At 55.0% G+C, this 13,929-nt stretch carries 10 protein-coding genes; 5 read left to right on the top strand and 5 right to left on the bottom strand.

From position 1 onward, the window contains the following. Positions 1-4: 4 nt before the first annotated feature. On the bottom strand, positions 5-1,144 hold the full coding sequence (locus Q0835_RS19915; RefSeq protein ID WP_298822738.1) for an ROK family transcriptional regulator: 1,140 nt from the start codon (positions 1,142-1,144) through the stop codon (positions 5-7). A 182-nt stretch (positions 1,145-1,326) separates the two neighbouring features. Here Q0835_RS19915 and Q0835_RS19910 point away from each other — a divergent pair, with 182 nt between their 5' ends. The 5 genes from Q0835_RS19910 (at position 1,327) to Q0835_RS19890 (ending at position 9,312) form a co-directional block, all read left to right on the top strand. Further along, the gene (locus Q0835_RS19910; RefSeq protein ID WP_298822737.1) at positions 1,327-2,310 is read left to right on the top strand and encodes an extracellular solute-binding protein; all 984 of its coding nucleotides are present in this window, start codon (positions 1,327-1,329) and stop codon (positions 2,308-2,310) included. A gap of 80 nt (positions 2,311-2,390) precedes the next feature. Beyond that, a complete protein-coding gene (locus Q0835_RS19905; RefSeq protein ID WP_298963905.1) occupies positions 2,391-3,485 on the top strand; it encodes an ABC transporter ATP-binding protein in 1,095 nt (364 codons plus the stop codon). Further along, a complete protein-coding gene (locus tag Q0835_RS19900) occupies positions 3,482-5,143 on the top strand; it encodes an iron ABC transporter permease (RefSeq protein ID WP_298963904.1) in 1,662 nt (553 codons plus the stop codon). Before Q0835_RS19905 ends, Q0835_RS19900 begins: the two co-directional genes overlap by 4 nt. A gap of 8 nt (positions 5,144-5,151) precedes the next feature. Then, positions 5,152-6,114, top strand: a complete 963-nt coding sequence (locus tag Q0835_RS19895) for a protein phosphatase 2C domain-containing protein (RefSeq protein ID WP_298822734.1) — start codon at positions 5,152-5,154, stop codon at positions 6,112-6,114. Between the two features lie 441 nt (positions 6,115-6,555). Next, positions 6,556-9,312, top strand: a complete 2,757-nt coding sequence (locus Q0835_RS19890) for an autotransporter domain-containing protein (protein WP_298963903.1) — start codon at positions 6,556-6,558, stop codon at positions 9,310-9,312. An 84-nt stretch (positions 9,313-9,396) separates the two neighbouring features. On the opposite strand, the gene ftsY is transcribed toward Q0835_RS19890, so the two are convergent. The 4 genes from ftsY to Q0835_RS19870 all read right to left on the bottom strand — a co-directional run bounded on the left by ftsY (position 9,397) and on the right by Q0835_RS19870 (position 13,908). Next, positions 9,397-10,656 carry a signal recognition particle-docking protein FtsY gene (ftsY, locus tag Q0835_RS19885; protein WP_298963902.1) on the bottom strand — a complete coding sequence of 420 codons (1,260 nt, stop codon included), beginning with the start codon at positions 10,654-10,656 and terminating at the stop codon, positions 9,397-9,399. 28 nt (positions 10,657-10,684) lie between these two features. Continuing rightward, a complete protein-coding gene (gene mtaB / locus Q0835_RS19880) occupies positions 10,685-11,953 on the bottom strand; it encodes a tRNA (N(6)-L-threonylcarbamoyladenosine(37)-C(2))-methylthiotransferase MtaB (RefSeq protein WP_298963901.1) in 1,269 nt (422 codons plus the stop codon). Further along, entirely contained in the window at positions 11,950-12,861 is a 912-nt protein-coding gene (gene dapF, locus Q0835_RS19875) for a diaminopimelate epimerase (RefSeq protein WP_298963900.1), read from the bottom strand. The genes mtaB and dapF overlap by 4 nt, the downstream gene beginning before the upstream one ends. Before the next feature lie 150 nt (positions 12,862-13,011). After that, on the bottom strand, positions 13,012-13,908 hold the full coding sequence (locus tag Q0835_RS19870) for a neutral zinc metallopeptidase (protein ID WP_298822729.1): 897 nt from the start codon (positions 13,906-13,908) through the stop codon (positions 13,012-13,014). Between the last annotated feature and the right edge of the window lie 21 nt (positions 13,909-13,929).

Below are 13,929 nucleotides of genomic sequence, written 5' to 3'. Positions count from 1 at the left end.
TTCCTCACCAACCCTTGCTGGCTCTTCCCGCATAAGCTGTCGGGTTTGTGACGTCATGAATAGGTAGCGCGGCTGCTCCCAGTTCCGGCAGGTCATCGCGCGACGCACGAACGATGTTGGGCAAGGACCATTCATAGTCATCGCCCAGGCCGTTTCCTTTCATCATGTAATCGATGAAACCATCCAGGATATCGGGATGCATTGTTCCACCCACCACGATGGTTTCCGGATCGAAGGTTCTTGCTATCACAAGGCAGAGCCATTGAATTTGTTGTGCCGCGCGCTCGCGCCAGGCTTGAACGACCGGCAAGCCGAGGTGTTCCTGGCCGATGTCGCTTAGTTTCTCAATCGGGTTCCCGGCTGTGGCAAGGGTATCAAACAAGTCTTGTCCCGAGGGGCGAGGCTTTGTTTTGGGAAACAGTCCTCCCCACTCCGCCGCACCCTTCAGCCTTCCCAAATGTGGATTTCCACGGACGACGGCGCCGCCGCCAATACCGTAAGACAGCCAAATGTAGCAAAAGTCTTCAACGTCCGTGCAAACCCCGTGATAGAGCTCGGCCAAACAGGCGGCCTTCGCATCGTTCATATGTTTGACGGGCATGTTGAAATACGGCTCCAGATCCCTTTCGATGCTAATGTTCGGCCAATCCTTGAACTGCTGGATTCTCCTTACCCGAGAAGGGTTCTCTGTGTACTGACCAGGATAGCTGACGCCGCAACCGGCGACACGGCTATTGTCCAGTCCACAGTCGCCAATCTGCTCTCTGACACGAGAACCAGCCGCGGTCATGATGGATTCGAAAGTCAGGTCGGCCGGCGCAATTTCGTCGTTCGTAATAATGTCGCCTGCAGCATTGATCACGCATGTCCGGATCTTGTCCGGGTCCAGATAGACACCAGCTGAATAAAGGCCGGTCGGTTCAATCTTCAGAACCTTGGCAGGAAATCCCTTTTTTCCTTCGCGGCCTGGATCAGATTCCTCGTACAGAATGCCACCTTCAACCATAGCCGTTGTAAGTCGGGTAACAGTTGCCGGGTTGACCCCGAGCCTGCGAGCAAGATCTGCACGAGATTGCGGTCCGGATGTTCTGACACACGCAATTATGCGCCGAGAATTGAACCCCAAATCCAGTCCCATCGTCATCGTCACCGCTCTTTCATTTTCGATTTTGACTGCTCAACCAGAGCATCGTTGTCTCAAACCTCCTTGACATTCCGCAAGATCAATTATTAGCTTGCATTATGCAATATAATAATTGCAGGTCCTGCCGATCCGAAAAAGCGGGCCAATCAGGCGCTACCAACACCTAATAGATGGAGGAGAATATGAAGAAATTTCTTTTGGCCACCATGCTGTCTTCAAGCATGGCTGTTGCAGCCTCTACTGCCTTCGCCGACGGCTCTGTAACCGTTTATACGGCGGTACCACAGAACTTCATTGACGCTCTCGTGCCTGTCTTTGAGGAGAAAACGGGAACCGAAGTTGAAATTATCAAGGCGGGCTCGGGAGAGCTTTTGAACCGTCTCACAGCAGAGGCGAGCAACCCCGTTGCTGATGTGCTTTGGAGCGTTGACGGAACGGTCGTCGACTTTAACCCGGCACTGTTTCAGGCCTATGACGCGGAAGGCACGGATGCGCTTGCTGAGGGCATGAAGCCGAGCGAACTCTGGAGCCCTTTCACGGCTGTCGTCATGGCTTTTATCGTGAATGAAGGCAAGCTTGGTGATTTGCCCGTTCCGACAAGCTGGGCCGAACTGGCAGACCCGAAATACGATGATGTCGTGTCGTCGGCCAAGGCGAATGCGTCCGGATCAGCCTATATCCAGCTCGCAACGGTCTTGCAGGCTTATGACACTGAAGAAGCCGGTTGGGAAACCTACAAGGGACTTCTCTCGAACTTCGTACTTTCTGATAGCTCGGGTGCAGTTCCCCGGTTTGTCAACGACGGTGAGCTGGCGGTCGGCGTAACACTGGAAGACGCTGCTCTGCGCTATGTCGAGGGTGGCGGACCTGTACAGATTGTCTACCCGTCGGAAGGCACTGCAATCGTCCCGGACGCAATGACGCTCGTTGCCGGAGCGCCAAATGCTGAGAACGGAAAGGCTTTCCTGGATTTTATGCTCTCGAAAGAAGCTCAGGAAGTGGTCGCCCAACAAGGAAGGCGCCCTGTTCGCGGGGACGTGGCCTCGAACCCCGCTCTGCAGCCCGTGAGCGAGTTGCCTTCCGTTGGTTATGACGGAGCTTGGGCAGCCGAGAACCGCAAGAAACTCGTTGCCCAATGGGAAGACCTTGTTCTGGACGTCCAATAACCAAGGTGCGGTGCTTGGCGGTATGGCATTGCCAAAGTCGCCAAGCACGTGCCGGTAATCCGAAATTCTAGGAAATTATCATGGCGTCAGTTGAGATATCCGGGCTTCGAAAACTGTATGGCAGCGTGGTCGCGCTTTCTGACATAAATGTTTCCATTCCAAGCGGCACTTTCTACACCCTCCTGGGCCCATCCGGCTGCGGCAAGACCACGCTGTTGCGCACAATTGCGGGATTTCACAGTCAGTCGTCGGGAGACATCTCGGTGGAAGGCCGGTCCATAGCGCATCTGCCAGCCCACCAAAGAGACGTGGCCATGGTGTTCCAGGATTATGCGGTTTTCCCTCATCTGAGCGTTCGCGACAACATTGCTTTCGGCCTCAAGCAACGACGCATCGAGGCAAACGAAATTCGGCAGAGAGTTGACCAAGTCATGGAGGTCGTTCAACTCGGAAAATTCGCCAACCGCATGCCTCATGAACTGTCTGGTGGCCAGCAGCAGAGGGTTGGCCTTGCACGCGCAATCGTTGTGCGGCCCAAAGTGCTTTTGATGGACGAACCTCTGTCCAATCTCGATGCAAAATTACGGGTCGATCTGCGTGCGGAGCTCCGGCGCATCCAGCAGGATCTTGGCGTCACAACCATCTATGTCACACATGATCAGGAAGAAGCTCTTGCGCTTTCAGACGTCGTTTGCGTCATGGAAGGCGGTGTCATTCAGCAGGCGGCTTCTCCGCTCGATGTGTATTTGCGGCCAGCCAATCGTTTTGTCGCGTCTTTCGTCGGCTCCAACAATTTTCTTGATGTCGACTGCTCCGGCGCCGAGGCAGCTCTGAAATGCGGGGGCGAACAGGTTCTGCTCGATCTTCCAAATCAGCATTCCGGTGATGCCGTGTGCGCGATCCGTCCTGAAGACATAACCGTTGTCCCGGGTAAAGGCAGTTCAGCTTCCGATCGACCGGAGATTTCGATCCCGGTCCGTATCAAAGAAGTGAGCTTCATTGGCCGGGAGATGGAAGTCTTTGGAGTTACGGAGCATGGTGAGACCCTGAAGTCCGTAAGCCGATCAGATCCAAGCGTAATTGATCTGCCTCTCGACAGTGACGCGCAATTTTGCATTGAGCGCCACAACCTTTCTTTTTTTGAGAAAGAACCTCTTGGGGGCCGGATCGGATGAACTTGTCACTATCGCGTCAAAGGCTCGACTTTTGGACAGTTGTCACGATCGCGATCATCGTGATGCTGTCGCTCCTCCTTGTTCTGCCGATTCTGCGTGTCCTTTTGTTGGGCTTCATCGACCCGGATACGGGAAATTTCACACTCGGCAATTTCATCGAGGTCTTCACACGGAACTACTACGTTAACGGCCTGAAAAATACGCTGTTTGTAGGGGTTCTTGGAACAGTTGGCGCATGTCTGATTGGCGTTCCCTTGGCGTTTTTTACCACAAGGTTCATTGTCAGAGGCAAGGCGTTGATCTCGACACTCGCTATTCTGGTCCTGGTGTCTCCGCCGTTCATTGGTGCTTACGCCTGGATCATGATCCTTGGATCCAACGGAGTCGTCACCAACTTTTTTGGCAATTTCGGATTGGATATTCCCACGATTTATGGGGCTCATGGCATCATTCTGGTCTTTTCTCTGAAGTTCTTTCCGTTCATTTTCCTGATGACCCAGACGGCGCTCAATGCCGTTAACAAGTCGCTTGAGGATGCTGCGGAAAATCTCGGCTGCAGCCCCTGGCAGCGGTTTTATAAGATCACGCTTCCGCTGGTGTTTCCGGCTGTTAGCACGGGAGCAATTATTTGCTTTGTCTTGGCCATCGCGGACTTTGGTACACCTGCCATACTTGGGAGAGGTTTTAGAACCCTGTCGACCATTGCATTGTCGGCCTACCGGTCTGAACTCGGTGGCCCGCCGACCATGGCGGTGACCGTTTCAATTTTGATGATGGCGATATCAATGCTGGCCTTGCTGGCTCAACGCCGGATTCTGTCCAAACGGCGCTATGCAAGTTCCCTGACCAACTTGCCCGTTCCGGTGAGGCTCAAGGGCTGGAAGAACATGCTCGTACATGTCTTGAGCCATGGCATCGTCATACTTGCGATGATCCCATCCGCGGTTGTGGTCTATACATCGTTTCTCAAAACCAACGGCCCGGTCTTTGTCGGAGGCTTCGGTCTAGAGAGCTATCAACGCATCTGGCGAGACGCCCCTGAGGCGATAACGAATAGTTTTGTCTTCGCAATTTCAGCCGTGGTCTTCATTACGATCGCTTCCGGCCTGATTAGCTATGTCATCGTGCGACGGGAGACCAGGGCAGCTGCATCAATCGACTTCTTGATGATGGTTCCCTATCTCGTTCCAGGTGTCGTTATGGCAATTGGCTTCGTCACCGTCTTCCGCAACGGTTTTCCAGACGTATTTAGCGCTGCTGCCTTGCTGATCATGATCTATTTCATCCGCAGGCTGCCCTACGGGGTGCGGTCCACGACGTCCAGTTTGAGACAAATAAAGCCGTCTCTGGAAGAGGCGGCTGTCAACTTGGGCGCAACCCCGCTTGGGGCGTTCATGAAAGTGACCGTGCCGCTTATCCTACCAGGTATCATCGTCGGCTCGCTCATGAGTTTCATCACAGCTATCAACGAGCTTTCATCCACCCTGATCATCTACGATTCAGGGACGATTACGATGCCTGTTCAGGTCTATGTGGCTGTTCTTGACGGCGAATTCGGCATTGCAGCTGCTTTGTCCACCATCCTGCTGCTCAGCACCGGCGCCTGTGTCTACGCAGTCTTCCGGTTCACCGAAAACCGTGACTCCGCGTTTCTCTAAGGCTTTCCATGAATATTGAAGTATTTTCACGCTGCAAATACCGTGACAACAACCGCCCTGGAGACGACGTTCCGCTTGTGTTGCCCGGTGTCTGCCTGGGTGTCTTCGATGGTGCAACGGATGTACGCGGCAACGTCATCGCGGGAGTTCCCGCAGCCCGGTTGGCTGCACTTACCGCAGCTGAGGTTGTTTCTGAGCTGCTCTTGAATCGCAAGAACAGAGAGCTGCCTGCAAGACAACTGGTCGACCGCATTTGTGAAATGTATGCGGAAAAACTGAAGCCGTTCGACCTCCCTCAGTTGCCTGCGACGACGCTGTCGCTGGCGATTGATTGTGGTGATCAATGGAGGCTCTTTTGTCTTGGTGACAGTGGAATCCGTCTCAACGCAAATACAATCTTGAGGCACTCAAAACTGATTGACGATGTCGCCACACATGCGCGAGTAGCACTGTTCAAGCACTTGAGAGATGGTGGAGCCGATCCCGAAACAACGGAGTTGACTGCGCGTCGCGGAATTTTCCTGGGTCTGTCAGCAGCCGTAAAAGATGGCGTCCTGTCAGAAGCGGAAGCTGACGGGATTGTCCACGACACAATTCGCTCACTAGATCTTGCTGCGGAAGCCGATGCAGTCCGTGAGTTCTTGAGATCTGGAATCTGCAAACAAGGAGAGTTCGCGAATGTCGAAGGCAGCTCGCTCTGTTACGACGTACTGGCGAACGGGAGTCCGAAGCTTGGCGACTGGATAGACGAGCGAATTCCCAAATCTGAAATTCACACTATTGAAGTCTTCAGTGATGGCTATGCGACCTTGCCTTCCATACCGACAATTGCCGCCTGGGAAGCGGAGTTTGAACGGGCGGAAGAGCTGGACTTTCATCGAATTTGTGATCTTGCGACTGTCAAAGGTGGCACAAAATCGGAATTTTTCGACGACAGAACTGTCGTTATTGCAGACTGCAATGTTGGTTGAGGTGCGCCTGCTGAACAGTTCAATCTGGACCCGGATACGCGGGAACCAGAGGGGATCTTCGGGTAATTTGAGACGGATTTTGAAGACTGCCTGACCTGCTTATTGTCGTTCAGCCTTTCTGATTTCATGTGCGGGTGTTCCTCCTGCTGGTATACAGGGGAATGCGTCAACAACACCATAGCAGATTGAAGTATTGGGCCGGGAGAAGCCTTGGCTCGTTCGAAAGGCGACGGTGACTAAGATGTTAACCGCCCGTTAAGCATTTTTAGACAAGACAGTGTAATTGCGAATTCCATGTTGACAGTTGAGCGAATTCAGCAAGTTCATCTTGTCATCTTGTCATCTTGTCATCTGGTCGCATGTATCGGCAAATATTCCTAGTCGTGTAAGCAGCAGATGAATCATACAATATCTGCTGCCACTAAGACTGGAGGAAGCAGCATGATGCGGCGTCCAATGAAGTCGACATGCAACGGGCCGACATTTTCACGCAAACTGCTTTTGGCGACAGCTACTTTCAGTTTGACGCTGGTTGGTGAGCCAAAAACAGTCCTGTCTCAAACCGTAGTGCCGCCAAGTTCCGGACCGTGTACCGTTTCAGGCACCAGCGCAACTTGTACCGGCGACGTTTCCAGCGGCATTGATGCCAATTCTCCTCTGACGTCTTTGACAGTTGAAAATGTCACCCAGGATATTGCGCCTGCTTCGGGTGTGGACGGCATCGAGTTTGAGAGTTCCGTTGCCCAAGACATCACAATCAACAGCGATACCGGATCGTTCTCAATTACGGCAACGGGCGGAGCGAACGGTATTGATGCCCGGCTCGGCACCTTCAGTGCCCGGGTCGATGGAGACATCAGCGTTACGTCCAATGGCAACGTTACCGGAGATCGGGATGGCATAAACACGGACCATTTCGGCGAGGGTACCCTCAGCGTTACGTCCACGGGCAACATCACGGCGGGCAGCGGGAACGGCATTGATGCGAGCCATGAAGGAGAGGGTGACACCACAGTTACCTCTACCGGCGACATAAACGCCGATAATGACGGCATAAACGCCTTTAACCGCAACAGCGGCAGCGTTTTCGTCACATCCACCGGAAATATTACGTCAGCCACAGACATCGGTATTGATGCCTCGGCCGGTTCAGGCAACCAGGCGACGGTTACGTCAGTCGGGAAAATTACGGCAGATAACGAAGGCATCGAAGCCTCGGCAAGGCTTAACGTGACAGTGACCTCAACAGGGAACATTGTTTCGAATACGGAAGACGGTATCGAAGCAGAAACGAATCAACTCGTAGGCACGACCGGCGCCACAAGCGTAACCTCGATTGGCAACATCACCGCTGAGGAAGATGGCATTACAGCGGAAGCCCAAAGAGGCACGGTCACTGTCAACTCGACGGGCGACATTACAGCATCGACGGGCCATGGCGTTCAGTCCATCATCGGTGTTTCGGGCACAAGCACTGTCAATTTGAATAGCGGAACCGTTCAAGGGGGAACCGGATCCGGAAGTGGCGTGTCGCTGGAAGGCGTGTCCGGAGTGTCCAGTACGCTTAACAACGGTGCTGTGCTTTCTGCGCAGTCTGGTCTTGCCGTTTCCGGTCAGGATGGAGATGACACGGTCAATAACACCGGCACGATTACCGGAAATGTGAGCCTGGGTGCTGGAGCCAATGCCTTTAACAACCAGTCGGGAGGAACATTCAACTCCGGGTCGACTGTTACGCTGGGTTCGGGCAATAGCTTGACCAATGCCGGCAACTTGTCGCCTGGTGGGGAGTCGACCGTTGGCACGACCACAATCACCGGGAACCTTATTCAGACCAGCGCCGGTACCATGACTATAACGGTCGATACGACCGCAAATTCTGCTGATCGACTTAATGTCTCTGGCACGGCGACGCTCGATGGGTCGATTTCGCCGCATATCATAAACCAATCGAGAGACTCTGTTTCCGTGACGATACTGTCTGCGACCGGTGGAACAACCAATTCCGGCGTCAGTCTTGCCGAAGTCAGTCCGGCATATCAGGCAGGCCTTTCATTTCCGAACGCCAACGATGTCGTGCTGACCACTTCAATCGATTTTTCGGCTGGAGCCGGCAACGCAAATCAGCGCAGCATCGGAGACCGACTGAATGCTGCCTTCGATGCGGGACAAGGCGGCCTGCAACCTATCCTGAGTGCCCTTTTGGATAACGTCTCCAGTACCAGTGCTTATGAGGACGCGCTCGACCAGCTTTCGGCGGAAGTTTTTCTCAGCACCCAAACGGCTTCTCTTTTTGCTGCAAACAACTTTTCAAACCTCTTGTTTTCCTGTGACGTGGCAGGAGAGGGTTTGAGCGCCATCAACCAGGGCCAGTGCGTCTGGGTCCAGCCCCGGGGCCGATTGACCCGGCAAGGCAATGATGGCCAATCAATCGGCTATGACGAATATGCGGGCGGCATTGCCGGTGGTGCCCAGGTGTCCTTTGCCCCAGGCTGGTTCGCAGGAGTTGGGCTTGGATACGAAAGTGCCTCACTGAGCACTGATTCCGATGCGGACAGCACCAGCAATCGCTTCAGCGCCGGTGTTTCGGTTAAGTACCAAAACGGACCGCTTCTGTTGTCGACCGCAATAAGCGGCGGAATTGACGATTATGATACGGATCGTGTGGTCAACTTTGGTGGGTTAAACCTGGTCGCAACGTCCGGGCACAGGGTTGCTCACGTCGCTGGTCGCGTACGAGCTGCCTATCTGTTTGAACGCGGTAACTGGTTCGCCAAGCCGCAGCTCGACATCAACGTTACTCATCTCAATCGTGGCAGGGTGACGGAAAGTGGTGGAGGTGCGGCCAACCTGAGTGTCTCCGGCAGTTCCGACACCTACTATTCCATCACGCCTTCCGTGGAGTTGGGGAATGAGATCAACCTATCCAATGGAGGCGTTCTAAGGCCCTTTGTACGTGCCGGTGTAAGCTTCTATCCAGATGATGACAGCAGCTTGTCTGCCGATTTTCTGAGTGCTCCGACAGGTGTTGGCTCTTTTACGAATTCGTCTGATTTCGGGAATGTCTTTGCCGACGTTTCCATAGGCGCCACAGCCCTGTTTGAAAACGGCGCTGCCTTGAAACTCTCCTATGAAGGCGCACTATCCTCGGACACACAGCAACACGGATTCTTGCTCAAGGGCAGCCTAGCTTTCTAGGTCTTCGTGCTCGAATACGACACCCTCCTGACCAAGGGGTCGTGCATGAACGCATTGGTTCGGGTTAGCCCTCACGTGCGAGGATTATGCCAGGCCTGCAATGGCGCTGGCGAAGTCCTTGGCGGAGAAGGGTTCCAGGTCGGCGACACCTTCGCCAACACCGATGAAATGAACAGGCATGCCGTATTTTGCCGCAATGGCTACTAGTATTCCGCCGCGTGCCGTTCCGTCGAGCTTGGTCATGACAAGGCCTGTCACTCCTGCCACCTTGCTGAAGATTTCCACTTGATTGAGCGCGTTCTGGCCGGTGGTGGCGTCCAGAGTGAGCAAAACCGTGTGTGGCGCGTCCGGATCGTGTTTCTTGATGACGCGGATGACCTTTTCAAGTTCATCCATCAGTTCCGCCTTGTTCTGGAGGCGTCCTGCGGTGTCGATCAAAAGAACGTCGGCCTGCTTGTCTTTCGCTTCCTTCATGGCGTCAAAGGCCAGACCTGCGGCATCAGCGCCAGTGTCGCGGGCCACGACTTCAGCCCCTGTGCGCTGACCCCAGATTCTCAGCTGTTCAACAGCGGCCGCACGGAACGTATCTCCTGCGGCCAGAATGACTTTTTTGCCGCCCGCTCTCAATTGCTGTGACAGTTTGCCGATCGTGGTTGTCTTGCCGGTGCCATTGACACCAACCATCAGCACTACGTGAGGCGACTTTCCGGTTTCAAGGTCAAGCGGTCTGGCGACGGGTTCCAGCACCTTCTCCACTTCTTCAGAGAGGATGGCCCTGACTTCCTCAGGCGAAATTTCCTTGTTGTAACGTCCATCAGACAACCGGTCGGTGATTGCCATTGCGGTATCGACGCCAAGGTCCGCCTGGATCAGAATGTCTTCAAGTTCCTCCAGCATGGAGGCGTCCAACTTGCGCTTGGTGAAGATGGACGCAATGCCTTCCGTCAGCGAAGAGGACGAACGTGAAAGACCGCTTTTGAGACGCTGGAACCAGGATTGCTTCGGTTCTTCCAATGGCACAGGTGGCTCGATCTCGGGATCGGAATCGGCATCAAGCGAAACATCCGTTGGAAGGAAGTCATGTATCGGCGGGGTTGATGATGGGATGGAGGACATTGTCCGCCCAAGGTTTTGAGCAGCATCCAGGGGCATGGGTTGCGGCGGCACATTCAGGGCCGCGACCGGCTGCACTTCCATCTCGACGTCAACAGTGGGATCGTCTTCGCTTATTGCATCGGAGACGGGTTCTTCGGCGGGCGTTTCCACCCGGGTTTCAGCCTGATCTTCAGCAGGCTCCTTGCCGCCAAACAGCCGTCCAAGAAATCCGCGCTTTTTCTCGCTCATGAAACCGCCTTAAAACTGCTGTCGCTGCTTATGCCGCTTTGGAAAGGGCCTCGCCCAGTAGATGTCGACCGGTATGACCGATTATTCTGGTTTCGACAATCTCTCCCGCCGCGCCACCTGCCAGTTCCACCTGAGTGAATTGCTCAGTACGGCCAAGCCCTTCCTTTTCAACAAGGACCGGCCTGGTCTTGCCGACCTCGGCAGCCAGATGAGCGATCAGGGCATCAGCGCCCTTGGCGCGCAAGCGCGCGCCTCTTTCCTTGACAATATTGCGCGGCAATTGCGGCATGCGGGCCGCAGGTGTTCCAGGGCGTGGCGAAAACGGGAATACGTGAAGATGCGTCAAGCCGCATTCGTCGACGATCTTCAGGGAGTTTTCGAACATTTCGTCGGTTTCCGTCGGAAACCCGGCAATGATGTCAGCGCCAAAAACCACATCCGGCCGCATGCGCCGGACATCCTCACAGAAACGGATGGTGTCGGCGCGAAGGTGGCGCCGTTTCATCCGTTTTAGGATCATGTCGTCGCCCGCCTGCAATGAAAGATGAAAATGCGGCATCAAGCGTTCGTCTTCACCGATCAGCCGCATCAGATCTTCGTCGGCTTCAATGCTGTCAATCGATGACAAGCGCAGACGCTTAAGGTCCGGCACCATTTTCAGGATCTTGGCGGTCAGCGTCCCAAGCTTCGGAGCGCCCGGCAGATCTGCGCCATAAGATGTGATATCGACACCGGTGAGGACGATTTCATTGTAACCGTTCGAGACAAGTCGCTTGATCTGATCGATTACTACGCCCATCGGCACAGAGCGCGAATTGCCGCGGCCATAGGGAATAATGCAAAACGTGCAACGGTGGTCGCATCCGTTCTGGACCTGAACAAAGGCGCGGGCACGGCCCGCAAGGCCGTCGATCAGGTGTCCGGCGGTTTCTTCGACACTCATGATGTCGTTGACGCGTACCCGTTCAGAACTCGAAATACCGAACGCGGCAACATCCTGATAGGATTTGCGTTCCAGCTTTTCCGTATTTCCGAGAACCAGATCCACTTCTTCCATTTCGGAGAAGGTTTCGGTTTCGGTCTGTGCAGCGCACCCGGTTACAATCACACGCGCGTCCGGGTTGTCGCGCTTGGCCTTGCGAACCGCCTGCCGCGCCTGCCGTACAGCTTCGTTGGTGACAGCGCATGTGTTGATCAGAATCGCGTCTTTGAGGCCGGCGGCCTCCGCCTCGCGCTTCATCACTTCCGACTCGTAGGAATTGAGGCGGCAGCCAAATGTAACGACGTCAATGCTCATGAGGCAGCTTCAGCCTCCGTCGAGGTGTCGCCGGCTCCGGTCTTGCGCCAGGAAAGTGTTTCAAAGTCGACTTCGCCTTCGAATTCCACTTCAGTGAGCCCGGTCATGAGAACGTGATCGTCGCTCTCCCGCCATTCAATGCCGATTGGTCCTCCGGGGAGGTGAATGGTGGTTTTGCGGCCGGTTTTGCTATCGCGGGCGGCAGCAACACCGACAGCGCAGGCTGCGGTGCCGCATGCGAGCGTCAAGCCGACACCGCGTTCCCAGACCTTTACCCGGATCTGATCCTCATCAAATATGTGAGCCAGCGAGATATTGGCGCCTTCGGGAAAAATCGGATGGAGTTCGAGCAATGGGCCGAACCGCTCCAACTCGTACCCTTCAACATCGTCGACCCAGAAGATCGCATGCGGGTTGCCCATGCTGACAGCAGCCGGTGTGTGCAGGACCGGATCGTCGATCGGTCCGATCTGCAACTCAATCGCCCGGGTATCGGCAAATTCCTCGGCAAGTGGGATCTGGTCCCACTCAAGGCTTGGTTTCCCCATGTCGACTGTAACGGTGTGCGGGCCCTCGGCATCAAAGGCGTGCAGCAATCCGGCCGCGGTCTCGATTGTTACCAGGTCCTTGCCGGCTTCTTCCATAAGAAGGCGGCCAATGCAGCGTGTGGCGTTACCGCAGGCGGACACCTCGCCGCCGTTCTGGTTATGAATGCGCATGAATGCATCAACGCCAAATGATGACCGCTCAACGGTGATCATCTGATCGAACCCAATGCCGGTTTCCCGGTCGCCAAGACGTGCGACGACTTCCGGGGGCAGGCGCAAGGGATCTACCCGTGCGTCCCAGACCACGAAATCGTTGCCAAGGCCATTCATCTTCAAAAAGGGTCTGGTTTCAGACGCCATACCGAGTGCACTTCAATGGTTTGAGTGGGGTTGCGCCTGACCTTTTCGTCAGGCAGTTGCCCTTATATGGCTGAAAACACCGGAAATTACCAGTGGCAGGGCTCTGGAAGCAGCTATGCATTCGGCCAGGTATCCGTACTGTATGTGGTGTCAAAGCTTCCGGGCGCTGAAGGTGTCACAGGCTTCAAGCTGGCCGGACTGAAAGCCCTCGCGGAACCAGCGCGCACGCTGTGCGGAAGTTCCATGGTTGAAGCTTTCAGGAACCACATAGCCCTGGGCCTGCCGTTGCAGGGTGTCGTCGCCAATGCGGCTTGCTGCGTTCAGCGCTTCCTCGATGTCCCCTTCTTCCACAAAGCCGCGCTGTTTGGCGGCAAAATGAGCCCAGATACCCGCGTAGCAGTCGGCCTGAAGTTCCACCCTCACCGACAAGGCATTGCCTTCTGCCTTGCTCAGGGTTTTGCGAACCTTGTGAAACTCAGGCAAAACACCCAGTACGTTCTGGATATGATGGCCGACTTCATGGGCCAGGACGTAGGCCTGTGCAAAGTCTCCAGGTGCGTTCAGCTGATTGGCCAAGCGTTCATAGAAGGAAAGGTCGATATAAAGTTTGTCGTCCGCGCTACAATAAAACGGTCCGGTTGCAGCGCTTGCATATCCGCAGGCCGATGACACCGAACCCGAGAAAAGAACCAGGGTCGGTTCAGGATAGTGGCCCCCATGACCTTCAAATATCCGCCCCCAGGTATCCTCTGTGTCGGCAAGCACGACTGAAACGAATTGTGCAGTTTCGCCGTCGGCAGGCCTGCTTGGTGCCTGCCCCTGGTAAGACTGCGTTTCAAAGCTGCCGCCGCCATCCAGCTGCGACAGTAATGTGAGTGGATTGACGCCCATCAACCAGGCAATTCCGACGACCACAAGAATGCCGGTAATCCCCAATCCACCGCCGGCTCGCATCCGGCGTCCGCCGGTCGCTCTCACCCGCCGTCGCCCGCTCCGGCCACGTCTGTCATCTATGTTGCTACTGCCGCGTCGGCCTTTCCATCGCATGGCACGTCACACCTTGTCTGA

Origin of the sequence: uncultured Roseibium sp. (genome assembly GCF_947499295.1) — a bacterium.
In the GTDB taxonomy this organism is placed as follows: Bacteria; Pseudomonadota; Alphaproteobacteria; order Rhizobiales; family Stappiaceae; genus Roseibium.
This window is presented reverse-complemented; position numbering and strand designations above follow the sequence as displayed.

What these genes read in the sequence shown, in the direction of transcription:
- Q0835_RS19915 (WP_298822738.1), bottom strand. Translation starts at nt 1,144, where the DNA reads ATGACGATGGGACTGGATTTGGGGTTCAATTCTCGGCGCATAATTGCG.
- Q0835_RS19910 (WP_298822737.1), top strand. Translation starts at nt 1,327, where the DNA reads ATGAAGAAATTTCTTTTGGCCACCATGCTGTCTTCAAGCATGGCTGTT.
- Q0835_RS19905 (WP_298963905.1), top strand. Translation starts at nt 2,391, where the DNA reads ATGGCGTCAGTTGAGATATCCGGGCTTCGAAAACTGTATGGCAGCGTG.
- Q0835_RS19900 (WP_298963904.1), top strand. Translation starts at nt 3,482, where the DNA reads ATGAACTTGTCACTATCGCGTCAAAGGCTCGACTTTTGGACAGTTGTC.
- Q0835_RS19895 (WP_298822734.1), top strand. Translation starts at nt 5,152, where the DNA reads ATGAATATTGAAGTATTTTCACGCTGCAAATACCGTGACAACAACCGC.
- Q0835_RS19890 (WP_298963903.1), top strand. Translation starts at nt 6,556, where the DNA reads ATGATGCGGCGTCCAATGAAGTCGACATGCAACGGGCCGACATTTTCA.
- ftsY (WP_298963902.1), bottom strand. Translation starts at nt 10,656, where the DNA reads ATGAGCGAGAAAAAGCGCGGATTTCTTGGACGGCTGTTTGGCGGCAAG.
- mtaB (WP_298963901.1), bottom strand. Translation starts at nt 11,953, where the DNA reads ATGAGCATTGACGTCGTTACATTTGGCTGCCGCCTCAATTCCTACGAG.
- dapF (WP_298963900.1), bottom strand. Translation starts at nt 12,861, where the DNA reads ATGGCGTCTGAAACCAGACCCTTTTTGAAGATGAATGGCCTTGGCAAC.
- Q0835_RS19870 (WP_298822729.1), bottom strand. Translation starts at nt 13,908, where the DNA reads ATGCGATGGAAAGGCCGACGCGGCAGTAGCAACATAGATGACAGACGT.